Annotated in this window: 9 protein-coding genes; 7 read left to right on the top strand and 2 right to left on the bottom strand. The window is 63.0% G+C overall.

The annotated features are described in order from the left end of the window. The first annotated feature begins 64 nt into the window (after nt 1–64). From KZ820_RS07200 to KZ820_RS07180, 5 genes are all read left to right on the top strand, one after another. Nucleotides 65–1,150: a CHAT domain-containing protein gene (locus KZ820_RS07200; RefSeq protein ID WP_219747872.1), complete on the top strand. Its 1,086-nt coding sequence runs from the start codon at nt 65–67 to the stop codon at nt 1,148–1,150. A 575-nt stretch (nt 1,151–1,725) separates the two neighbouring features. Beyond that, entirely contained in the window at nt 1,726–2,181 is a 456-nt protein-coding gene (locus KZ820_RS07195; RefSeq protein ID WP_219747871.1) for a DUF4231 domain-containing protein, read from the top strand. Nucleotides 2,182–2,685: 504 nt separating this feature from the next. After that, nucleotides 2,686–3,897, top strand: a complete 1,212-nt coding sequence (locus tag KZ820_RS07190; RefSeq protein WP_219747870.1) for a T6SS phospholipase effector Tle1-like catalytic domain-containing protein — start codon at nt 2,686–2,688, stop codon at nt 3,895–3,897. Next, the gene (locus tag KZ820_RS07185) at nt 3,894–6,059 is read left to right on the top strand and encodes a gluzincin family metallopeptidase (protein ID WP_219747869.1); all 2,166 of its coding nucleotides are present in this window, start codon (nt 3,894–3,896) and stop codon (nt 6,057–6,059) included. Before KZ820_RS07190 ends, KZ820_RS07185 begins: the two co-directional genes overlap by 4 nt. A 12-nt stretch (nt 6,060–6,071) precedes the next feature. After that, complete coding sequence (locus KZ820_RS07180) at nt 6,072–7,820, top strand: MBL fold metallo-hydrolase (protein WP_219747868.1); 1,749 nt, start codon at nt 6,072–6,074, stop codon at nt 7,818–7,820. Between the two features lie 470 nt (nt 7,821–8,290). Here KZ820_RS07180 and KZ820_RS07175 read toward each other — a convergent pair whose 3' ends face one another. Continuing rightward, complete coding sequence (locus tag KZ820_RS07175; RefSeq protein ID WP_219747867.1) at nt 8,291–8,548, bottom strand: hypothetical protein; 258 nt, start codon at nt 8,546–8,548, stop codon at nt 8,291–8,293. A gap of 735 nt (nt 8,549–9,283) precedes the next feature. Next, nucleotides 9,284–10,930: a hypothetical protein gene (locus KZ820_RS07170; RefSeq protein ID WP_219747866.1), complete on the bottom strand. Its 1,647-nt coding sequence runs from the start codon at nt 10,928–10,930 to the stop codon at nt 9,284–9,286. A gap of 184 nt (nt 10,931–11,114) precedes the next feature. Between KZ820_RS07170 and KZ820_RS07165 the strand changes: the two genes are divergently transcribed. Both KZ820_RS07165 and KZ820_RS07160 read left to right on the top strand, forming a co-directional pair. Beyond that, on the top strand, nt 11,115–18,107 hold the full coding sequence (locus tag KZ820_RS07165) for a hypothetical protein (RefSeq protein WP_219747865.1): 6,993 nt from the start codon (nt 11,115–11,117) through the stop codon (nt 18,105–18,107). A 201-nt stretch (nt 18,108–18,308) separates the two neighbouring features. Next, nucleotides 18,309–24,647 (top strand): hypothetical protein, encoded by a 6,339-nt coding sequence (locus tag KZ820_RS07160; RefSeq protein WP_219747864.1) that lies wholly within the window; start codon nt 18,309–18,311, stop codon nt 24,645–24,647. Nucleotides 24,648–24,709: the final 62 nt, after the last annotated feature.

Here is a 24,709-nt window from a genome sequence, read left to right as displayed (position 1 = left end):
GGTGAGCGCCACGACCGGGCACGGTCCGAAGGTGGTCGAAGACGGCGGATGAGGAGGGTGTCCGATGCGGGTGATGTATGTGGCCAGCAACCCGAAGGGTCATGACGACCTGGACCTGCCCGGCGAGATCAACGACCTGCAGGAGCTGCTTGAGCGTGGCGCCGGCGCCGACCCCATCGAGTTCCGCATATACAGCGACCTGAGGTTGAACGCCCTGACCGCGACCATCGGGCGCTTCCGGCCCGACGTGCTGCACTTCGCGGCGCACGGCGACGGTCGCTCGCTGCTGCTCTCGAAAGGGGACGGTAGCGAGGTCGAGCTGGACGGCAGAGCTCTTGCGGCGCTGCTGAAGGGCTTGTCCGCCAGGCCCAGGCTCGTCGTCCTCAACGCCTGCTCGTCCGAAAGCGTTGCAGCTGAACTCGTCGCGCACGGCGGCGCGGACTGGGCTATCGGCACTGACGCGACGATCACCAACGATGCGGCTCGCTCGCTGACGGCCGCGCTGTACCAGCGGCTCGCGGACGGCTCGTCGATCGGCGACGCCTTCGCGATCGCCACGACCCATGTCGAGGTGGCGGATCACGGAGCCGTCGGCGCCACCCTGCATCCGACCGGGCGGTGGGAGGAGGCGGGCGGCGTTCGCCTCGTCGACCCGCTGCGGATCGTCGCTTGTCTGCCCGTGTTGGATGGGTGGCTCGACGAGGGGCTGACCGAGCCGGCGGGAGACTTCCGGCCCGAGAACCCCCAGGTGCAGTTCTGCGTCGCCGGTGCGCCCGCGGCGGCGCGCCAGACGGTGTTCTTCACCGACGACGAGTCGGTAAGGCCTGGAAAAGGTGAGAGCCTGGAGGAGGCGCGCAGCTGGATTTTCGAATCCCAGCCGGTCGCAGGGGAGATCTGGATCGCGGACGCCCACGAGTACTGGGGCGACATGGCTTGGTACGTGGCCGTCACCACGACGGACCGACGCGTCGTGAGCGCCTCGGCCATGATGAGCGAAGCGCTTCGGCGCCACTATTTGGACGAGCGGTGGCGCGGCGAGCTGCCGCCCAGCCTCAAGGAGCTCGTCGAGAGGACGATAGCGCATCTCGAGCGCGAGGGCGGCAGCCGGCGCGGCCGACGTCCCGCGCCTCGTGCGCCGTCGTCGCCGTGAACGAAGCTCTGCCGCCCCGTCGGTCGCGCGAGGTCCGGATCGCGGAAGGAACGGACCACAGATAGCTGGGTGAGTTGGCTGAAAGTACCAGGCTCGCGATCCCGTCACGCATAACCTCCGTGAGATCCCGTAGCGACGGGTTGGGGCAGAGCGAAGATAGCAGGTCGCCGTCGTTGCCGCTGGTTGATGCGATCAGCGTGGCGCTCACATCGTCATCGACACGCACGTCATGATCCAGCGGCGCACTGACATAGGTGAGGACGTCGGGAAGGTGATCCACAAAGCCCCGGTCCAAGGTCTCCCACGTGGCCCAGCAATCGCGACCGAACGTCGGTGTGATCGGCCGTGGCGATACGGCGCTGGGTTGGTTGGGTTCCGGCGAAGGAGTGGGGCGGCGTGCGTCCTTGCGGCACGCACGGCGGCGTGAATGAGACGATGCCGTCCAATGAAAGTGGAAGCCTCTTGTCATAACCTTCGGGTCGAACTCGGCGAAAGGCTGTTGTCCGATGCGTAAATGCGGTATCCGCTTACCCATTCTAGGGCGCGCAATTTCATCACTGGGCGGGAGGTCTGACATGGCGGATACAGAATTCGATCGCGACTTTCTGGCGGCTGTCGGACGAGATCAACATAAGATGAAGAAACTTGCCGATCGATCGATGGTGCTCTTCATTTTACTGCGCCTTGGGCTGGTAGTCGGAAGCGCGTCGCTGCCCGCACTGAGCGCTTTCGCCGAACGATCCTGGTCAACCGTTTTTGCCATAGCTGTCGCAGTTCTCGCCGGTCTGGACACGCAGTTCCGCTGGGGCGAGGAATGGCGCCATTTCCGCTCTGCCGAAATGACCTTGGGTCGTTTGCGCCAAGACTATGACCATGGGATCGCCTCATTGAAAGCCGGACGCGCGGCCAGCGAGTTGAAGTCGCCTGCCGACGTATTCGAGCGCTTCTATGAAGACGTTGTAAAATTTCAACAAAGTGAGGCCGATAACTTTTTTAAATTTCGGATCGTGGAATGGAAGCGGAACGCGTAAGCGGCCTACACCAGGATGTTTGGACCCAGCTCCCGAGCGCCATTCCGGAAGCTTTGAGTGCTTCTTCCCGCGGCAAGTCGATTCTTGCTGCGGGCACAGGGGCCCGCATCGGAACACGGAATGGTCGCATCGTCGATGATGCCGCCGCTTCAAGCGTTGGCCGTTCGTATCGAACCTGTGCGTGAGCCCGTCTCCTCATCTAGGGGTGGCGCGATTTGGCACGGGCTAAAGGCTTCCGCCCGAGGGTCGCTGGGTATGCCGCTTAAGTCTGATGCCGCTCAACCAGCGTCGGCTGCGCGCCCTTCCTGTGCAGCTCGCTGATCTTAATCCGCGCCGTCGAACAGTCCCGATCGAGCCGTCGGGTGCAGGCGGTTACGCGCAGCTCTTCGATATAGCGCCTCAGTAGGCGTCGTGAGGTCGCACCACGCGCCGTCCGATTTGACGCAGCGTGCATTTGGGCCGTATATACCGATAGTCGATGCGACTCCGGGGGGAGGTGCAGACATGAAGCGGATCGCGCTATTTCTCGACGGGACCTGGAACAAGGTCGAGACGCATACCAACGTTGAGCGGCTTTGCAGCTTCGTCGCGCAAGTCGACGGCGTCATCGCGCAATGCGCCTATTACGAGCCTGGGGTCGGCACCAAGCGTTTCGAATGGCTGCGAGGCGGGGCGCTGGGCTATGGTCTTAGCGAGAACGTTTTAGCTGCCTACGAATGGCTGGTGAGCAAGTACGACGAAGGCGACGAAATCTACATCTTCGGGTTCAGCCGCGGCGCGTTTACCGCGCGCAGCCTCGCCGGGCTGATCGCCAAATGCGGCCTTCTACACCGCGGCTCAGCACTCAGCGCTGTTGCGCTTTACAAGCGCTATCAGCTCGATGCCGAGGTCCGCCCGCGCTGGAAGCTCGATTACGTCGCGAGCCAAGGAGGCCCGCTGAGCGATGACGAGAAGGCGCTGCTCACCGCGTCGAAGCGCGTGCCGATCAAGATGATCGGTGTGTGGGACACCGTGGGCGCGCTGGGCATTCCCTTTGGCAACATCCCGGGGCTCAGCCGCCGGCGGTTCTTGTTCCACCACACCCGGCTCAGCACGATCTACGAGAACGCTTTCCATGCGTTGGCGATCGACGAACACCGCGAGGCGTTCCGCCCGGCGCTCTGGACGCGGTTCGTGCCGCAGGTACCCGATGCGCGGCTGCCCGGCGGTGAGCGCGAGCCCAAGGTCGAGCAGCGCTGGTTCGTCGGTGCGCACGCCGACGTCGGCGGGGGCAACCCGACGACGTTGCCCGAGCTGCCGATGCGCTGGCTCGCCATGCACGCGCACGAGCTGGGTCTGCGGCTGACCAGGTTCCCTGAGCAGGCGCCGGACGCGATCTCCGGTCCCATCACGGACAGCTACGGGGCCTTCGCATTTGGGCTCTACAAATTCGTCTCGGGGCCATTCGTCCGCACGATCGGCAGCAGACGCGTCGCCACGACGACTCACGCCGACAAGAAGCCGGGCTGGAGCGAGACCGTCAACGAGACGATCGACGGCAGCGTGTTCGACCGCTGGCGTGCCGATCTGACGTACCGCCCCGGCGCGGTGGTCGAGTGGGCGGGGCGCCTTGGTTGCGACCCGGCGGGGATCTTTGGTCCGACCGATGCGATCAGCGGTAAGCCGCTCGATTCCGCTAAGTTCGCACTCGGGAAGGCTGCACAGGCGGCGCCATGACCGACTCGCCGCAACCCACCGCGCACCGCTCGGCGCCGCTGCCGCAGCCGACGGGGCGCCGACTGCGGGTCTACGCATTTGATCCCAGCGCGGCGATCGAGCGCCAATCGGCGACGTTCAGCCAAGCGATCATAACGCTGGCCTGGAACGACCCGACCGAGGATCCGCTTCAGCCCGGCCCTATCAACGACTATCTCGAAGTCGTCGACATCGATCCGGTCAGCCAGCAGTTCTACGAGCCGATCGACCTCAATCACCCCGACGTTCTCGCGCAGGACGGCTTGCCGCCCTCCGAAGGCGATCCGCGATTCCACCAGCAGATGGTTTTCGCGGTGGCGATGAAGACGATCAAGCAGTTCGAGCGCGCGCTCGGTCGCAAGGTCACCTGGCGTCCTGCGTGGGATGAGAACCACGAGACCTATCGCTCGACCGATCGGCTGCGCGTCTACCCGCACGCGCTGCGCGAGGCCAATGCCTATTACAGCCGCGAGAAGCGCGCGCTGCTGTTCGGCTACTTCAAGGCCTCGCAGCGCAAGGCCGGGGCGAGCTGGATTTTCACCGCGCTGTCGCACGACATCATCGTCCACGAAACCACCCACGCGATTCTGGACGGGCTGCACCCCCGCTATTCGGACGCGACCAGCATCGACAGCCTCGCCTTCCACGAAGCATTCGCTGACATATCGGCGCTGTTCTCGCACTTCCAGATGACCGAGGCGGTCAGCGAGCACATCGCGCGGCAGGGCGGGAAGCTCGACCAGCAGAGCAATCTGCTCTCCGGCTTGGCGCAGCAGTTCGCCTCGGGCACCTCGGACCGCAAGGCGCTGCGCGACTACATCGACAAGGCGCCCGACCCGGACGCGCTCGCCGGCACCGCCGAGCCGCACGAGCGCGGTGCGATCCTCGTCGCCGCCGTGTTTGACGCGTTCCTCACGATCTACGCCGCACGCAGCACGGACCTGATGCGCATCGGCGGTGTCCAGCCCGGTCAGCCGCAGCGATTGCATCCCGATCTCGTCGCGCGGCTCGCGTCCGAAGCACGCAAGAGCGCCGATCACGTGCTGCGGATGTGCATCCGCGCGCTAGATTACCTACCGCCCGTCGACGTCCGCTTCGGCGAGTTCCTGCGCGCGATCGTCACCGCAGACGCCGACCTGATCCCCGACGATACGCTCAACTATCGCCTTGCGTTCATCGAGGCATTCCGGCGGCGCGGCATATTTCCCGACAACTGCCTGTCACTCTCGCCCGACAACCTCTTGTGGAGCGCGGCGCCGATCGGCCCCGATGGCCAGCCGCTAAGCGTCGACGACGTCGAAAGCGGAGGGCTCGATCTGGTGCCGCGCTTCAAGCGCGTCGAGGTACTCGAGAACGCGGAAGCCAATCGGCGGCGGATCTGGTACTGGCTAGTCCAGCCCGAGCTCGAGTACGTGCCCGAACACGGCGCCGCTAGCAAATCTGACAAGGATCGTCTCGCAAAGCTACTTGCGAGGTTGCGCGAGGATCTTGCCAATGGCGCGGCCGAGAGCCTGATCGACGCTGTCGAAGCCGACCTGTTGTGGATCGGGCTCGCCGATGATGACTTGTCAAAGCTCAAGGGTGATCTCGCGCGCAAGAACACGCATTTTCGGCGCTGGCTCGCGATCATCGATCTGATCGCGAGCGGAAGGGCCGAGAGAGTCCGTCGCAGGCGTGATGTCGATAGGGCCTGGGAGAGGTCGCTTGGAGTCTATTTTGAGCGCCCGGACGGCCCGAAGCTCTACACGTTAGGAACTACGCGCGGAAATCCATCGGTTGAGGTCTCGAGCGTTCGCTCGACCCGGCGTGCCGGGCCGGACGGGCAGGACGCGCGGCAGCTGATCATTGAGGTGACCCAGCGGCGTCGGGGCTATCTCGATGCCGACGACCAGCGTGCGGAAGACGCTCGTGTGCCAGACCCAGACGAGGAGGAGCGGCCGTACGACTTCCATCTGCGCGGCGGCGCGACCTTGATTATCGACTTGCGCACCCGTGCGCTGCGCTACGTAATCAGCAAGAGCATCAGCGACGATGCCCGGCTCGCCAACCAACGGGAATTTCTGCTCCGCCCCGCAGGAATGGGCATCGTCTACGACCGGCACGGCCAGCGCGCCGAACCATTCGCGCTGCTGCACCGATATTGAAGGGAGCGAGGCATGGCGCAGGCACCCATTCAATCTTTGCTCGCCGCGGCCGAAGATCAGCGGGAGACGATATCGGTGCGGATGTACCGTGGCCTGCTCGGCGACTGTTTCCTGCTCACTCACACCTTAGGCGGCGAGGTATACCGCGCGCTGATCGATTGCGGCGTGCTGCAGTGCATCGGCAGTACCAAGGTTGCGACCAAAGCTGCGGTCGGTCACATGCAAGCGGTCGTGAACGACCTTGCCGAAGCCACCGCGCGCACGCTTGACCTGGTGATTGCCACACACGAGCATTATGATCACCTCAGCGGGTTTATCCTCCACCACGACGTGTTCGAGACGTTCACGATCAAGGCGGTGTGGCTCGCGTGGACCGAGAACGACAAGGACGACCTCGCTACTGCCATCCGTAACAAGCATTCGAAGGGACTCTCCGCGCTTCACGCGCTCGTCGCCGAAGCCACGGCGGGCGCGGCCGGCAGCCGCTTCGGCCTGCGGCTCGACAGCGATGCGGCGCAGGACCGCATCGCCCGCATCAGTGACTTGCTGCAGTTTTACGGCGAGATCGACGACGTGCCTTCCCCCACCAGTTCGTTCGCTGCAAGCCGAGAAACGGCCAAGCCGCGCGCGCCCAAGCTCCCACCGCGCAGCTGCGCCGACGTGTTCTACTGGCTTAAGCAGAAGGCCGGCGACGCGGGGGTGAAGTACCTCGAACCCGGTCAGCAGATTGACTTCGGCATAAAGGACCGCCTGCGCGCGATCACTCTAGGGCCGCCGCGAACGCGAACCCGGCTGCTCCAGCTCGATCCCGACGCCAACGCGAGCGAGGTCTATCTCGCACCCGCAGACGTCGACGAGTACCTGCCGCTCGCCGCTGACGTCTCCTCGCTACTCGCAGCGGACAGAGGTCCCTCGAAGCCCGCCCCCGCTGCCACCAGCGCGTGCCAGCCGCTGGAGCGAGGGCCCGAGAGGCGGCGGCCCGAGCTCAACTTGCCTTTCGCTGACCTGTTCGATCGCTGGCAGGAGCCGCCGACTAGCGGCGGCCCGCGCGGCGAGCAGCCGATGCAAGATGGAGTCGAGCGCTGGCAAGCCCCGATCTCCGAACCGCTCGATCATCTCGCGGAGCGCTACTACGATCACGATCCCGTGTCGGAGGCGCGGCGTATTGATGGCGAATGGCTGGGATCGGCCGAGACGCTGGCGCTCAAGATCGACGGTGACGTCAACAACACCTCGCTTGCGCTCGCGATCGAGGTTACCGGCGGCCGCGTCCTTCTGTTTCCGGCGGATGCGCAAGTCGGCAACTGGCTCTCGTGGCACGATCAGAAGTACCCCTCGGCGGCTGGCAAACCAGACGCAGATGGTCGTGTTGGTCCGAGTACGCCCGGCGAGAACGCGGTCAGCGCGACCGACATCCTTTCGCGCGTGGTGTTCTATAAAGTTGGCCATCACGGTAGCCACAATGCAACGGTGCGGGATCAGGGTTTGGAATTGATGACCAGCCCGAGTCTTGTCGCCATGATCCCGGTGGTCGAAGCGGTTGCGCGCGAGCAGAAGACGAGGAGTAACCCTAATGGCTGGGCGATGCCCTACGACAAGCTTCACACGCGGTTGAAGATCAAAACATCAAACCGCATCATCAGCGGGGATGGCAAAATCGCGGAGGAGAAGGCTGCCTTTTCGGGCAGCATCTTCGAGCTCGACTACGCTCAGGGCGACGATCCGTTGTGGGTGCGACTTACGCTGGGCGTCGGAGCGTAGCGGCGTGCCTAAAGCATTTTAGTTTCTTCAACACTTACTCCCGCCATGCGCGTCGAAGCTTCGGCTTGTCGAACTCTGCGTCGATTGTTGAAGCCAAATGCATCGCGATCGAACGCTAGCATGTGATTTCACTGAGCGCGAAGTAAATGCCGGCAGCGGCAGCGGCAGCGGCAGCGGCAGCGGCAGCGGCGGCGATGGCTCAGGCTCCGGCTGAACGGACGACCGCTTTCCGAGGAGCGCAGATGCTGCGTCGAAAGTTCGAGGCTGGGTCTTGGCTCAGGGCGCGGAGCGTCGGCATCGGGCGGGTAAACGGCTGGTCTGATCGGTGCTACCAAGCGCGAGGAACACCACCGACCCTTCTATAGCGCTCTCACGGCTCGGCACGAGCGTTGTTGTCCACTCTGCACAGTCTTCGCGTTCAACGCGATATGGACTGACCATTCTGCACCAACTGAATCAGATCACTACACTTAAATTAGGACCACCAGATCGCCGGGGCGCGCCTGCTGGTGTCCGCAGTTCTCAGGTGGCGGTCCTGAAACAGCGGGCTGATAGCAATAGCAAATGAGATCCGGACCAAAGTCAAAATCGTCCTTTGCTCCCGGCTGCATCGTTATGTTCCGCCGGCGCGGCTTGTCGACGCACAGTCCGTCGGTTGCACCATAAAAGACCAAAATCGCAACGTCTAAGCTGGTGTCGTTGCGAAATGTTACTTTGTCAGCAGGCATATCGGTCTCCCTAACTCAGCGGAAAGTGTTCTCGATGGTTCCTTGATGAGAGGGCAAGGGTCAGCAGATCACGGAGATCATGGCAAAATGGGCGTCCCATTGAAATCTGGCGGATCACCGTCATCGACGTCCTCGTCTGTGATCCCTGCCGGGCCTGCAGAGCCGACTTGCACAGTTACACCGCCGGGAAAGAGAAAAGCGTTGTCGCGCATCGCCTGGATCAACGCCGCAAGGTCGGGCTCCAGAATGCGGATGCAGCCGTTGGTCGGTCGCAGATGCCCCGGGAGTGGCGTGGGCGTCGCTACCTGCCGACCGGCGTGAATTAGGAGGCCAGTCCGACCATTGTCTTGCGCGACCTCAGCATCCCCGCTTACGGGATCGAGCACTATGACGCCTACCGAGCCGTAAACGTCGGCGGGGTGGGTCGTGCCAGCGCCGCTGCGAAGCACTTGTGGGATGCGATATCCCCCAAGGGGGGTGTCACCAAAGGGCTGTGTGGAGACACCGTTCGGATTGCCGTGCGCCGCCGACATGTTTCGCGCACCGCGTCCTAGCGCCGGAACCGGTCCGAAGAACCTGAGACCCGTAGCTGGATCGACGAGTTCCAGGGTGCCCGTATTCCGTCGGTCCGCTGGAAGGCTCACACGGATTTCAAGTGGCATAAGCGCCTCCTCTGTTGGCGACCGGATCGATGCATTTACGTCAGAAGTTTGATTTCAGCTCGTCCATTCCCGCCTATCCACCCGGCTTCACGTCGGGCTTGGCAAGCAATTTCATGCCCAGATAGCCACCGTGGCTGAGCGCTAAGAGACCGATGAAAGTCTCATTGAGCGTCGGATAGCTTTTGGTTTTGGCCCAAATATCCCAGTCCTGCCCGGCTCGGAGTGACCACAATTCGGTGCCGATTAGGCCAATGAATACCATGAGCAAGATGATGGTGATCACAAAATACTGAAACCGCGAAATATCAATCTCGTCGCGGTTTGAGACCTCTTCTCCCCGGAAAAGGTCTAGAAAACTCCATCCGTTCGGATCGAGGTTAACCTCCACCCGGCCGACATTGGTCGCATCTGGGTCGTCACGGATTGACCGTTCCGCGTTTGGCTGAGGCGCCTGACCGCTTTTGCTGACGAGAATGAGGCCGCTTAGCGGTGGTGTCCCGATCGTAATGCCGAGCAAAGCCCAGATTTCCCAAGGATATTGAGGTAAGCTGACCGCCCCTTCGCTCGCGCCAATAAGGAATGGGCTTGTGATACCGAAAAGGCTTAGCACGACGATCGTCCACGCCATCAACTGCAGGCGGGAGAGGCTGAGCCGGTTACGGGAGTCGATCAACGCACCTAACACACTGCCCCAGAAGCCCATGCCGACGACTCCCGCGATCACAACCAACGAGCCAATCGCGAAGAGCCACGGGCCACCAAGGCTGACCACTGGCCGGATTGCAATCGGATCATCACGAAATGCATGATCGACTGCATCACCCGCTCGCTTCTTCATGTCATCGAGCACCCCGGCACCCAAATTTGTGGGCGCAAGGGCTTCAACTAGACTCACGGTCGATGCCTTGGCAGCAGCCGCCTTGGTATCGATCTCTGCGGCGGTAGCCGCTGTTCTCGCAGGGATACCCGTGCTTGCTTTGACACTCTGCCACCAAGCAGCCTGGTCGACAGGTACCGATTTTGCTTCGCTGACGACGTCCTCGGCAATTCTTCGGGCCTCATCCGAGAGGCGTGGATCGACATCCGCGATGACTCTGGTCAATCTCTGCGCCAGGCCGCTGGGCCGGATCGCTGTCGCCGTTGCACTCACGCCGCGGCAATATGCGTCGTAGGCGACGCCGCTTAGGAGGGCCACGCAGAAGAGGATGGCCAACGCTGCCGGCCAGGCGTGGCGGAACCGACTCGACCCGCCAAGTCCCGTGACCGGAGCACTGCGCGGCGGAAAGAGGCCGGGTCCCACGCCCTCGACCCCGTCGAAGACATAAACGCTGTATGCTCCGCCGCCGGTCGCGAACCGAAACGGGCCATGGGCGCTGGCCGGCGTCGCACCATTGAGCTTGGGTGCCGCCTTTAAGTAAGCAGCATTGTCCTGTGGCGGAAGCTGGCTGACCACATATCCCAGATCCGCTTTTTCCGACTCGGCCGGCGCCCAAGCTTCTGCGGTCGCTGAAAAACAGTCTTGCCAAATCGCGAAGGTCGTGGGGTTTCCAAGTTCGGCAAAGGTTGGCTCATCTCCAGGCGCGAAACCCTTGCCATCACTTGCTCGAATCGCTCTCGCCAGCACACGTCTAGCGATCCGTACTTGCTCGGGTTCGGACGGATCCTCCCGCCAATTACGAGTCTCGGCGAACAAGACCTTGGCAGCGTCATCATTGCTCATGGCGTATCCCCCGGCGCCTCGAACAGAATGGCCTTAGATCATAGACGCTCATCTGCGATTCGACAATGTTCACTACAGTAGTAATCGAAAATATCTCCTGCTGAATTACTGCTTGCGCCTGCTCTCAATAGATCGGACACTCCGCTCGGGGGAGAGATTCGCCCGATCGCTCGTGGGGGACGCGATGCCGAGCCAAACCCGTCAAACCGCTATTGCGATTGTCGCCACGCGCAAAGAATCGTTAGGCGAGCCCAGACACATCGTGGTCGGCTCCCGGCTAGTCGGGGGCGACTGCCAGCAGTTCATCGGTTTCTTCGACGCAGATGGACTCGATCAGTGGTTCGCCAACGGGGGACAGATCACTCCGGACGATGCTCTCAACTGCGTTTTCCAGTCCTTTCGCAAGGACGGTACGGCGGATCGCTTCTATGTCCCTTGGGATTTCCCGCAGGGACGGCTTTCGCAGGCAGGCCTGTTCGAGACGTTCGGAACCCAGAACCGTCGAACGATTCGCATACCGGGCATCGAGCGCATTGCGTATTTCGTAGATGGAACCGGCGAGCGCTTACAGCCCCTTGGCCAGCGAATGGATCAACCGCTCGGCATCGCCTGGAAAACTGCGATCCCGCGCCTCGTGCTCGACCTCGCCAACCCCGACGACCCAGCGGAAGCGCTCGGCAGCAGCATCCTCGTTCTTCTACCGAGCCCCCAAGCAGTGCGACAGCGCCCGGATTACATCGTTGTCGACCACCGCCTGCGCCATCCGCTGAATGCCCATGCAGAAGGTGATGCCATTGGGAAACCGACCTGTGCTGCCGCCGCCCTCCAGACGTGGCACTCCAATGTGTCCGATCCATGGATGCGTCATGGCAACCTTCGTTACCCGGCCCTCGCTTTCTGGGCAGCCGGTGTCTCTGAGCTAAATCAGGAAACTCTTGGCCACCTCGACCGGTCTTGGAAGTGGACCAATGCGGTCCCCGAACTCGATCCAGTGAGCGGCCTGTCACATTACACGTCCACTTCGCTGTATGCGCTCTCTGGAGTCGATGCCGAGGTGCTCGGACCATTGGCAGAAGGTCTGCAAGTAACCCAATGGCGGAAGGCCCGCGCCGATGGACGGGGAATGCCTCTACTAGAGAAGAAGGGTCTGCGCACAAATTTCGATCGTGCACCCATCCGCGGGTTCGGGTTGCGACGGCGCTCAACAACCACGCCCGCTGATCCGAACACTCCAGAGCGCATTACTCCCGTTCTCTTTGGTAATTTCCCGATCGAGACCCAGCTAGAAAGCCCCGGTCGCAGGGCACTTCTCTTACCATCTGGATTTACCATCTCTGCGACTAACGCGCTCGATAACCGTCGACGTTTACGCGCCGAATTAGATTTGCCTCCGATCGGAGACGGCGCCTCGGCGGAGTGGCTTGTTCCCGCGAGAACAATTCAATGGCGGGTCTCAGTTGCCATACCGGCTGACGAGCTTGATCCCCTGCCCTCCGGGGTCGGCACTAAACGCCCCCTTGCGGCACTGCGGGACATGCTCGCAGAGCGCGCCGAGGCGCGAGCAGTCGCACGCGGCATGCCGCCAATCAGCTTTGCGCCTCAGTTTGGCGCTGCGCCAGGGCTTGATGGCGAATTCCATCTCGAAGGAACGCTTACTGACAACGAGCCTTGGCGGCGCGCCATCGATCTAGCCCGCCTTGAGGTTGCGTTGCAGGCAACGATCCGAGTGTCCGCCGCGCCGGGCACTGCGACGTGGCCAGCAGTGCTCACCCATGAGGGGAATGCCTACGCTGGCGGCAAATTTTACCCTTCGCTTGATCCCACGCCCGACGAGGAAACTCAACTCGGGGAGGACCTTGGTGCAGCTGATGCTGATGAGGCTGGCCGGTTTCGCGCGCAACGGGTGCTTTTGCGGCTCGCTGCGGAGGTCGACATCGTTGCCGGCGAGCGTCTCCGTATCGGCGCGCTTGATTTGCGTATGCGGCAATTGCGCGCTGGAGGTTCGGCACCGAACGCCCAAACCGATGCCGTAAGGCTCACGATTGTCCCGGCCGTGGCGAGAATAGGCAATCAATCAGGCCTGCGTCTCCGCCTGATCGCTGCCTTTCCGATATTCAGCGCCCGACCCGGTGCTTCCGACCGACCTCCGGCGGACCGCGATCTTCCAGTTCAGGCCGTTCAGTTGGAGAATGCGCCGGACTATCCCTTGCTCTTGCCGCTCGACAGTGAAGACGTTGGCGGCGTCACTGGCGTGCTTCGCGTGACCGAGTCTTTCGGTTGGGGACTCGATCCCCAGCTCGGCATGTCGTTGTCGCTGCAAAAGCCGCTCAACGCTCTCTCGCCCCCCGAGCGCTGGCTGGTTGTCGGTCGCTTGCCCATGCAGGTCGTTCGGCTCGAAATGCCCGTCCTTGCGCGGCGCGCCGACGCGTCTGACAGCCAAGTCGCGGTTTGGTCATCTGGTGCCGAGACTAGCGGAAGCTGGCGTCTACGCGATCCGGACGAGACGGCGACGCTCGTCTTCGGTCCGCAGGGCATCGGCGAGGCGATGGAGAAAGGCACCTCTGCCGAAGGCTACCTCGACATCGAACCTGACGCGCGAGCGGACTTCCGTTTGACACCGCCAGCAGTAGTCGAGATCGACCCCTCTCCTCTTGATTCCGGCTTTGTCGAGCCCGCGTGGAATATCGACCGCATATTTGGTCGGCCGGGAGTCTTCGAGCCAGGTGCCCGCATGCGCCGCGCGGCTTACGAACTGCTCTACGGCATGGCGGGCGCCGTAAGCGATCGCAGTCTCAAGAACGCCCAATTGCGCCTCTCCGATGTCTCTGCGCGTTACGGTGTCCCTCCTAATCGCCTGACCCGTTCTCGTGCCGGAAGCAACCCCGGCCTCAGCGAGTGGATAGATGACTGGAACAGCCTGCGTCGCGCCGCGCTAACCCGACCGCTCGCATTGTCGGTAACTCGAACCGACCAAGCCGAGCGGTTCGAACTCGAGGGCTCAGGCGTTGATTTCCGGCTGCGCACAAGCGCACGCCTCAAATACCCAATTCCGAATGTCCCTCCGCCCGACCATGGACCGTGGACCCATCCGGATGATAGCCAACCACCCCAGCAATCGGCCGAGGGACATCTTGCCGGCGGCGCTGGCTGGGCTTTCGAATCTCGAAATATCGTTGAGTCCGTCTATGCGCAACCGCGCTCAAATGCAGGCCGGGTCCGCGATCTGACGATCACGCCGCTCGGCGGTTACGGCAACGTGCGCGGCCTCTTCGATAACCGCCGCACTGCGATCGAAGCAACGGTTGCTCTCGGGCGAACACATTTCTTTGCCTTGGAACGCATTGGGCGCATCGGCGCACTTTGGAATAAGGCCAAACATGTAATCATATATCGCCGTGAGGTGGTTCCGGCAGGTCAGTTCTACAACGAGCCGCCGATTGGAAAGCAGCAGGATGCGCATGCCGGGCGGGTGGTCCTCCGCAAGTGGGAAGAATATGTTGAGATAGTTCAACCTGAGCGTCGCTACCCCGATCTACCCGATGCCGCCGAACGAGCGGGTTTTCTCCTTGCAAGTCGGTTTCACTCCCAGCGAATTCGCGTCGATTCTCGATGGGGTGCGGACGTTCCTGGCGCAGGCTGGATGGTCCCGCTGTGGCGTTCGGTGTTCCGTACGCTCAAGGTTTCAACCGAAGACTCTCCGGCCGCCATCTATCCCATTCCCCATATCGCTCTGGTGTGTGCCGGCCGTGATGGGCAGGAGCATGAGCAGGAGGTTCGATACCCGGAAAACCTCGTGTTCTTCGCCTCGACCCGCCCGGGCGAGACGGACGATACCGACGCTTGGGCGGTCACTGAAGGTATCGACTGGGCGGACGAACTTTGGCCCGAGGTTCCGCTTGAGCATGGATCTGGTTCGCAACCGTTCGATGCCAAGCTGGCCAAACCGGTCGTTTCTCCGGCTGAACAGGGTCGCTTTGCGATAGAGTTGATCCGCGGCGAGCCCGTCGCCGTGGCCCACACGTTCGACGCGGACCCACCGCTCGCTGCGATCGATTCGGTTACGATCGCCCGTGCGGCGCCGAAGTCGCCGCCATCTTCGGCGGCAGCACCCCTGGCTCTATCCGGTATCGACGAATTGCGCATGGTCGCCGGCGATGCGCGGGCCATCGTACAGAACCTCGCGCGGCAGGTGCGCGAGGCCCCCCTCAGCGATCCGGCGTTCAAAGCGCGAGACGAACTGGCTCGCCGAAGCGCAGAAGCGAAGCGCGCCCTCGGCGGTATAGCCGAAGCGGCAAAGCAACTTGGCGCGGCCGGAGAGGTAGGCAAAGCGCGGGACACGATCGCAGGTCTCAATCCGGAAATATTGGTGCAGGACGGCTGCGCCGAACTCAAGCGCCTGTTGCAATCGGCCGTCGACACCCGGATCGCGTCGGCGAAGGAAGAGACAGCCCGGTTCGCGTCGCAGATCGATGGCGTCCTTCAAGACATCGACAGCCGCATCAACGTAGCGGGTAGTAACTTTGCGGACCAACTCGCACAGGCAGGTTCGGACATAGATGGCGTCTTTGCCCTCGCGTTCCAGACGCTCGACCGGATCCAGTTCGCCGGCCTCGAAGCCGGGGCACAGACGGGCGCCGAGATCGCCCGGGTGCGCGACGAAGTCGTGCGCATGTTCGGCATCTTCGAAGTTTGGCGCGATGCGCAGACCCACGCACGTCAGGATCTCGACACACTTCTGGCCCATGCAGGGGCAATGGGCCGAGCCGAAGCCAGAGTATTCGCCCGCGAATGCCGGGCACTCGCAGCGTCTGCTGATCAGATTCGCGGCGATGCGGCTAAGCTGGCTCAGGGACTGGACAGCGCGATCAAGACCGCAAAGGCGCGTCGATCCGATGTTCCGAACAACCCGCTGTCAGTGCTTGCCGCGTTCGATGCAGCGATCACCAGTCTGTCCGCGTTCAGGGACGCGATCAATTCTGCCCTTGTCCAGGATGCCCTCGCCGGGCAGCCGCAACCGCTCCTCCAATGGATCCGAGAAAACGCGCTTGTCTGGGCGCAACTGGCGGACCCGTCAATCAAGGCGGTCCAGGACGAAATTGCCGCACGGATCGCTGACCTCGACCAATCGGTTACCGATCTTGAAGCCGATCTGGAGGAGAGGCTCGGCGATCTCGCTCGCGAAGCCGCACAGGTCCTCGACGCGGCATCCGCGCCGGTGCAAACCCTGGTGGAAGCATTTGCGCAGCAGTGGCCGAAGGCGATCGCCAAGGTACGCCGCCCTCTCGAAGCGTGGCGCAACCGCTTTTACGCCGGCCTTGATCGCTGCGTCCGGCTGGAATCCGGAGGTCTTGAGGCTGCACACGACGTAGTCTTGGCGGCGCGCGGGTCGGTTGGAGAATGGAAGGGTAAGGCGGACGCGGCCCTAACCAAAGGTGGCACTTTCCTGTCAGCGGGAGCGGACGCTCTTGCGGACAAAGTCTGCGACGGCTTGAAGGACGAACTCGCCAACTGGAAAAATCAACTCGTCCAGTTCATCGACAATCCCGCCTTCGACCGTATTGGCGAAGCGATCGATGAAATCGCTAGCGGGATCCAGGACGTCACGGCGGACATGGAAACCAAAGTCGCGGACCTCGAGCAGGCCGTGTGGGACGCCATCGACAAAGTCGCGGCGGTTGCCGAGGAAAAGCGTGCTGAACTCGGCCGCCTAATCGGCGCCGCCGATCGCGCCGCCGCTCAGGTCGATTCGGTTCTGCAAAAAGGCGACCGAGCATTGGCGCTAATGCGCGCGGTAGGTGATCCGCCCAAGGTCGAGATGCTCGACTTCAACCGGCCCGGCGTTGCGTACGTGTTCAACGCGCTCGACCAGCACGGGGTCAGGCTGTCTCCAGTTGTTGCTGAGGTCAACCGAGCAGCCAGCACCGTCGCGGCCGCCGGTCAGGCGGCTGAAGCGCTGAATGAGTTGCTCAGCGAGTTCGGTCTCCGCATTCCGTTCCGCGAGCTTGGCAATAGCCTCACGCCTGACGCACTGAAGAACTTCGAAATATCGCGCATCGTCCCACAAATCGGTGGGCTGGACCTTGCTAATCTCTTCGTCGGAGAGAAATTTCCGTCGTTGGGCGGCAAATACGCAGACGCCGTCCAGATCTCGCATGGCTTCAAGCCAGAGGAGGGACGCGCCTGGCTTACCTGCAAAGTCAACGCGCCGCTCGAGGAGGCCTCGGGAAAGCCTCGTCGCATCTTTGCGCTCGGTCCGGTACAACTCGACATTCTAAAAGGTCATTTTGGTGCCGATGCGCGCTTCGAGGCCCGCCTGGACGGTGGAGCCTCCAAAAAGATCGCTGGCGCCATCACGGGTGATTGGCAACTCACCGTCTTCGGCACGCGACTGGTGACATTCGTCGAGACCGGTTTGCGCTTCGACGACAGCGGCAAATTCGATTTCGACGTGCAGGCGGACCGTATCCGTCTCGCCGACGCGCTCCAGTATCTGGTTCAGTTACTCAAGTCATTTGGCGGCGAGACCCTCACCAAGGTCCGACCGATCGAATCCGATGGCCGCATCGTCGGCATGACCGCCCCATTCTCGCTCTCGATCGGCGACATAGAACTCGGCGCCTTTTCGATCTCGGGCATACAGCTCAATTGTGAATTCACCGTGATTGTCTCACCGAGCTTCCTCATTGAGGTCCGGGCCGACGTCAATTCGAAGATGTCACCCTTCACGATGTGTGTGGGCACGATGATCGGCGGCGGGTATCTGACCTCTAACGCGCGCGTTGTACCCAGCCGTGGCGAGGTTAGTCAGCGGATGTCGATCGCGGTCATGGCCGGCATTGGCAGAACACTTAATGTCGCCGGGATCGCAAAAGGCCACGGCTATCTTCAGTTTGGCGTCGAGATCGAACTCTACTTTTCGACGCGCGGCGGCGGCGCGGGCGGCGCCCTTATTGCCTTCATTATCGCCAGCGGAAATCTCGTAATCCTCGGGATTGTCAACTGCAGCATCACCTTACGACTGGAGACCCGCTACGACACCGCCGGTGGCGCCAGTGCGAGCGGTCAACTCTCCGTCCGCATTAAGATCTCGTTCTTTTACACACTCGAGGTCGACCGTGCCGTGAACTACCGCCTCTCGGGCGGTGGTGGCGGCAGCTATAGCGACAGCTTCGCCTGAGGAACACCGATGCCAGACATCATCCTGCGCTGTCAGATCCGCGCCGGCAAGGCGCCCGATGCCGACCCTAAAGCGCTCTACGTCGCCCGGCTTACTTGCGCCGCGGAGCGGGTGAGCGACCTAGCCCCCGCAGATCCCCTATGGCCTTTCCTCCAGCCCTGGCGTTGGGACACGCTCGATTGGCACCTTGCCAAGCCCGACATGACCTTCGATCCAGCCCCGATTGATTCCGCGCACCCGCATGTCCCGCTGGCAGGACCGATCGCGCTGACGATCGAGCAGCGCCTCGGCCAAGTCCCCGCTCCAGCGCCCGGCCTGCCTGCTGGTGCAAGCGCCGTGACTGTCTCGCGGACCGCCGGAGGCGCTGATCCCGATATCGTTGCCCTGAGTCCGCTTCCGGTGCACGGGCCGAGGACGTGGCTCAATGCGCTTGAAGGGCTAGGCACAGGGCCCGGTGCCCTTGCTCGCAAACTTGGTCTCGCCTCGCTCCTGCGCCCCGACGTCGCCGCCCTTGCCGAATGCCTCCCCAATCGCACTGCCTTTGCGCCAGCTTTCCGACTGGCGGGTCAGGACTATCTCCCCGATCGCTGGGAACGAGTGCGCGTGCCCGAGACCTTGGAACTCGGAAACGATAACCGCGAAGCCCTGCTCGTTACCTACACCCCTGCAGTGGCCGGCTCGGAGATCCGCGCCCTGGTCTTGCCCTCGCTTCATCATGCTGGCGGCGCCCCGCTCAGCTACGTCGATTCGACGACGCTCGACGTTTCGCTTTCCGGCGCGATGGGACAAACCTCCCAGTTCGACAATGACTGGCCAGCACAATTTGTGCGCCGTGTGTCGGAGGCCTTCGATCTCACGGCGCGCCTCGCCGATCCCGAGATCGCGAGAGCCATCTACCATCCACCGGCTCCGGTCCCACCCGTGCCACCCAATCCCGCCCAGAACGATGGCGCCGATTGGGACGCATTCCTTCGCCGCGTCTCGGTGGCGGCAGCTCGCGATGCCTCGGGTACCGGGATCATGGCAACGGCTGGGCGCGCTTTTCCCGTTGCACGCCTATTGAACGCGCTCGCGCAGGCCAGCGGAGACAATCAGAGCCCGCTTCCTCCCGGCGCACGAGACGCCGTGCTGAGTGCCCTTGCCGCCTACGAGACGCGGTATGCCGCCGCGGGTTGGCCCGGTCTGTTCGCGGCCTTTATCGACTCCGAAGATCGAGGCGGGTCGGCGGCAGCCCGGACCGCAACGGCGGAGCTTGCGGCTCGCGGCGCCTTGTTGACGCGCCAGGACGTCACGGCGACGTTGCTCCTGCGTCAATGGCGCCAGGCTTTGGCTGGTCCCGACGGAACTGGATACGCACTCGCGGCGAACGACATCCTACCGATCGCCCAAGCCTACGTCTCAGAGGCGCTAACCGGGAAGCCGACCGGATGGGTAACCCTCATCCCCACATTTACAGGGGGAGTGGATCCGGGTCAGCCTAGCCTTTCAACCCAACCCTTTGAGCTCGACTTTACGGTCTCTTTGCCAGGCGGGGCTGCCGGCGATCTCCTCACTCTTCGCCTGGCGGCCGATCCCGTCGGACTAAGCGCCGGCGGCCAGGCAGATTTGGTGCTCACGCTAAGCGCCGCGGGCGCACAGTGGATGCTCGCAGGAGCCGCGTTCGGCGCTCCGATCCCTGTCGGTGCCGACCAAACGTGTCGTCTCGTCGGCATGATTACCATCGACGACGGCCATGCACCGGTGAAGCTGGCTCTGTCCGATGCAACGGCCGAACTTCCCCAGCTCGGATCCCGCCCACCAACCGTTGAGGTCCTCGCGATCCAAGCCTTCAACCTTCGCTTCGGCAGCGTTGGGCTCCCTGACCTCATAGGCCGGGCGGCCCAGGCCGACCCCTCGGGCGTGCAGCCGCTCTTCATCAGCGCTTTCACCGAGCGACTCGCAAAGCTCGATCCGCAGGGCTGGCTGGTTCAGGCACCACCAACGCTCGCAGGCGCGCTCGCTAGTGGTGCCGCCGCTACTCCCGTCGTCGGGCTTGCCATTCGCGAGCGTATGCTCGCCATGGTCAGCGATGCCTTTTCCGCTTGGATAACGGCCCGGTTCGATCCCGCGCTGCACCCTCCCCTGTTGCCGCTCTCGCAGGATGCCGCCGACGTGGACCGTCTCGCTCACCTGCGGACGGTCCTCATTGATCGTTTCACCGCCACCTATGGAAAAGCCGAGGCGCGAGAGTCGACCCTACTTGTTCCGCTCGACAGTGGGACGGCCGTCGATCTGCCGATTCCTGACGCTCATCCCATCGTAGTTCCCTATGATCTTGGCGACGCGATCGCGACCGACGATCTCGTCGGCGAAACCACCGGCGTGGCCGTCCTCGTCCAAGCAGACGGCCGCGCCTTCGCCCCTGACGCGGCTTCAACCGCTGCCTTTGCCGACACTTTCACGCTCAACGCCGCACGCGTCCAGTATCCCTGGAATGAGGCTGACCAGGAGCTTGCGGTGGGATCTCGGCCGACCGCCCGCGAGGGTGCCGATATCCGCACTTTTGCGTTTCAGGCGCGGCCACTCGTCGCTCCCTTGACGGTAGAGCAAAGCGACGCGGACCCGGACGAGCTATATGCGTTGCAGCCGTTCGATGGCGTCGATGCTGACGTCGCTTGGGGTAGAACCATTCCTCAAATGCGCTTTGGCTGGATGTACAGCTTCCGCAGCTTTCTTGTCGCCCAAGGCGGCGCGCTTCCTCCCAGCCTTTGGCGCGCGGGCGACCCCGCCGCGCTGCGCCGGCCGTTGGTGGACGAACCGGGTTTCTCCGCCCCAGTTCACTACCTTTGCCGCACGCCGATCGCCGCGCCGCGCTGGGATCAGCGTCAATCTGGGAGCCAAGCGAAGCGCGTGCCGGAAGGCGCGCGGCCGCTCGCTGCTGAACTTCCGGACCTGCCGCCCCCTATCGACATCCCCGAGGGCGAGACTGCGAATTTCTATCTCTCCGAACAGGACGGTTCGGGCATTTTACCTTTCGCCCCGTCCAGTAAACTCGACATCAAGATCTACGGCCTGTCGCTCGGTCAAGGCGGCGAAGCGGTCCTTGCACTTCGCCAAGGAAGGTTGGGAGCAGCGCGTGAAGCCCTCGTAATCCGCATTCGCGGCGGCGCCCTACAGCAGGTCGCTGAGGCGGCCGGTGAAATCCTCGTCGTCCTTCCCGAAGCCAAGCGCGATACGTTGAGCGCCGCCGATACCGGCGAGTGGCATTTGCAGTTCATCATCTCGTGGGAACCTGGCACCATCTCCGTAGCCGCGAATCTCCTCATGGAAGCGGACGCCGCTGGAAATGTCGCGACCCTCGAACCCGATCTCGTCCACGTTTCAGAGCCCCTTGGCGATGCCACCCTTGCGGCCGCAGTCACGGCGAACGACATCCACATCGCCATCGGTGCCGTCGTGGGTGCCGCTCGGATCGTTCCGCCACGAGTCTGGATCGGATCGCATCGGCAAGTTTGCCCGGAGACGGCCGGCCAGCAGGCCGAGATCGCAGCACTCGACAGCCGGACTAGCGATGCCGTCTTTCGCGCACGTCCCCCGGCGGTCCCACTCTCAACTTGGGTCCGTCACGTGCTGTCCGCGACACCGCTCGGCAGCACCGAGCATAATCGCAGGATCAATTCGGCTTACACTGCGGCTCAGCAGCCAGCGATAATTGGCAACGACACCACGCTCGACCACCCGCGGGTCACCGCCCTCTTTCTTGAAGTCGTCCCGCTGTTCCCGCGCACGCGAACCAGCGGTGCGCTTCTTGAAATCCCGCTTCGTCAGGATACCAGCAAAGATCCGCATGGAGATCGCAAGCTCGGCCTAGAACTCAAGCTCCGGCGCGGGCCGCCGGCCAACTTCGACCCCGACGCCGCCGATATCGATGTCGTGTTAGCAGGAAGCCAGGCAACGGTGACGATCCCCGCCGGTAGAACGGTCGAAGTGCGCGTCTACGCGGCCGTCGATATCGACGATTTCGAAGGACCAAAAGCGCGTTTTTCGGCCGCCTTAGCACGAGGCCGTCGGCGGGTAGACCGCCATGTCCTTGGGGCGCCACTAAGGCTTCGCGCCGAGGCCTCAGCCGACCAAAAGATCATACAGGACGCCCTAGGCAGCGACCCTTGGCGCAATCGGTTCACAAATCGCACCGGCAATGTCTTCGTAGACTGGGGCAAGGTTCTCGCTGACGGCACGGGGCGGCTGCAACGCGTCGAGGCTCGCCCGACCCTTGCAGCGCCGCAAACTCGTGCAGCCGCGCGCGTCATGCGTCTGTTCGCGGATGTGACGGTACTCGACCAGCGCTGGACCTGGCGCGGACGGACTGGGGGCGAAGCTCCGCCCGCAGACGACGCAGGGTTCAAGGCTTATGGCGCTTGGGCGCAACGGCTGTTCACCGGACGCGAGGACACCGACGCCGAACGTGAGGGACCCGTCGCACTCACTCCTTATCACATCCGCCGTCGAGATCGTCTGGATGAGCGCCCGGAAACACCGCTCGTCATGCGCGACATGACTTACCGTGGCAACCCCACCCTCTGGCGCTTCGCACTCGAATTCCAAGGTCGTTATCCTAGCGAACCTGGCTTCAACCGCCGAACGCTCGAGGGTCCGAACGAGGATCTTGAGGACCTGCGACATGCCCGCTGGGCTCACGTCCTCGCGCGGGGTGCGATCGCACCTTCGGCCGGTGTCTCCGCGGAACCTCCCGAGCCTCGCCGGCCAGGACTCGAACTGTGGCTGCCTCTCGCCGAACAACTGCGTGAGGCTTCAGCGGCCGCGCCGGTCATGCTTCTTTTCAACGAGCCGTGGCACGCCTTGGGCAATCTCGGCGACCGGTTGCAGCTGGTCAGCCTCCTGACGCGACATCCGCTCCCGGAAGCTTTCGTGGGCCATGCGAATGAGCCCGGTTGGCGGCAGAATGAGCTGCGATCGTTGTTCGGCAACGACAATGCCATCGAGCAGGCGCTGCAATATCCCACATTTTGGCAAAGCTGGGGTCCCGATCCCATCCTCACCGGCAAGGCCGCGCCTTTCGCTAGCACCAGCCTGTCGTTGTCCGGTCCGCTCGGCTGGACCCAGAGCGAAGGTGCAAGCAGCGACTTCAGGCGCAGCAGCTTCATAGTCGAACCGCAGGTTGAGCCGTCAGCCGATACGACACTAACCGAGCGGTTGGCGGCGAGGCCGCTGTTTCAACTCCTTTACCGGCGGCTCGCCGACCCCGAGCTCATCGAACGTCCAGCCGGATTGCTAAGCGGCCTTGCGCTTTGGCAGTGGGCGGAGGCACTCGGCACCATAACTGAGCCAAGGCGTCGGCTCGCATGGCGTTTTAGTCCACCGAAAACAGCCGCGCCGGTTCCCGTCCCACCTGTGCCAGCCGCCCCGAATTGCCCGTATATTAATCACCCTCTAGGGTTCCAGGGATTACGCCTCGACTGGACACTGCCGATTATCGATGGCGACGCGCCGATCGCGGTGAAGATCGAGGACGATGTCCCACCCCACGTGATTCCTCGACGGCTGGCGATTACAATTGAGCGCCAAGGAGACGACGTTCGTCTTCGCGCCGCGATGTCCGAACCCCTAATGGACCCCGACCATCCGGGATGGCGTATCAATCATTTGCCGCCGATTGAATTTCCGGCCTTAGACAACGGCTCGGTCCAGCTACGTATCGACATTTCCCCAACCGCACCGGTCGATCCGAACGCCGCCGAGGAGGCCCCAGACACCTTCGACGTCATCGTTTGGGCTCGGCCGGGCGCCGCATCGACGGCAAGCGAGCGGCAGTGGCGGGGTGGCATGCTTGCGCGTCTCAAAACTCCCGAAGGAAAGGGTACACTGCGCATCGATCTGCCAGGCACGCCCGAAATTCTCAAAGATGCCCAACTGCAGCCATTCTCCGTGAGCGCTTTCTCCAGCCCGTTCTGGGTTCAGTTTTTCGGCGACTCCTCACGCTTCCGGTGCCGCCCGGCCAGCCTTGGGCCCGCAGTATCATCCATCCGGAGGGTCGAGGACCTGGCGTTTAAAATCTCCGGTGGACGGGCTATGCTCATTGCGGGAGGCGCGGCGACCGCGGTCCACCCTTTACCCAATGACGAACAGGGCACCCCGCAAGCTCCTGCTCCCGGCCACAGGCTAATCGCTGTCGTCACGCGATGGATCACCAATGCCGAAGGCCGCCTGTCCGAGATGCCGGTATTCGCCGCACCGCTGAACACGAGTGACGCGGCTGGATCTTCGATCGGCTTCCCGAGTGGATTTTGGCCCACCGCCGGGCGTGTCCGCCTGCTGACCGTGCTGGCAACCAAGGAGGCTCGTTCCTTCGGTACCGAAGACGAGCCGCTCGCGACATCGCCGTTCCGTATCCTCGATGCCGTGTTGAAAGCCGCCCCCGTTACGCCTGCGACGCCTCCAAACGTCCAGGCGTCACCATTTGATCTGGACACCGTCGACTCCGAACTGCGCGAGGCTCAAATGATGGTGATTGGGGTGTCGCGACCAATTGAGCTGGGATGAAAGCTCATATGACTAGACCATGAGGATCTGCGACCGTGTCTCGAGCGGGTCGCCGAGCAGGG

This window comes from Sphingomonas citri (genome assembly GCF_019429485.1).
Taxonomy (GTDB): Bacteria; Pseudomonadota; Alphaproteobacteria; order Sphingomonadales; family Sphingomonadaceae; genus Sphingomonas; species Sphingomonas citri.
Note: the sequence above shows the minus strand (reverse complement) of the source record. Positions and strands in the feature narration are given on the sequence as shown.

What these genes read in the sequence shown, in the direction of transcription:
- KZ820_RS07200 (WP_219747872.1), top strand. Translation starts at nt 65, where the DNA reads ATGCGGGTGATGTATGTGGCCAGCAACCCGAAGGGTCATGACGACCTG.
- KZ820_RS07195 (WP_219747871.1), top strand. Translation starts at nt 1,726, where the DNA reads ATGGCGGATACAGAATTCGATCGCGACTTTCTGGCGGCTGTCGGACGA.
- KZ820_RS07190 (WP_219747870.1), top strand. Translation starts at nt 2,686, where the DNA reads ATGAAGCGGATCGCGCTATTTCTCGACGGGACCTGGAACAAGGTCGAG.
- KZ820_RS07185 (WP_219747869.1), top strand. Translation starts at nt 3,894, where the DNA reads ATGACCGACTCGCCGCAACCCACCGCGCACCGCTCGGCGCCGCTGCCG.
- KZ820_RS07180 (WP_219747868.1), top strand. Translation starts at nt 6,072, where the DNA reads ATGGCGCAGGCACCCATTCAATCTTTGCTCGCCGCGGCCGAAGATCAG.
- KZ820_RS07175 (WP_219747867.1), bottom strand. Translation starts at nt 8,548, where the DNA reads ATGCCTGCTGACAAAGTAACATTTCGCAACGACACCAGCTTAGACGTT.
- KZ820_RS07170 (WP_219747866.1), bottom strand. Translation starts at nt 10,930, where the DNA reads ATGAGCAATGATGACGCTGCCAAGGTCTTGTTCGCCGAGACTCGTAAT.
- KZ820_RS07165 (WP_219747865.1), top strand. Translation starts at nt 11,115, where the DNA reads ATGCCGAGCCAAACCCGTCAAACCGCTATTGCGATTGTCGCCACGCGC.
- KZ820_RS07160 (WP_219747864.1), top strand. Translation starts at nt 18,309, where the DNA reads ATGACCTTCGATCCAGCCCCGATTGATTCCGCGCACCCGCATGTCCCG.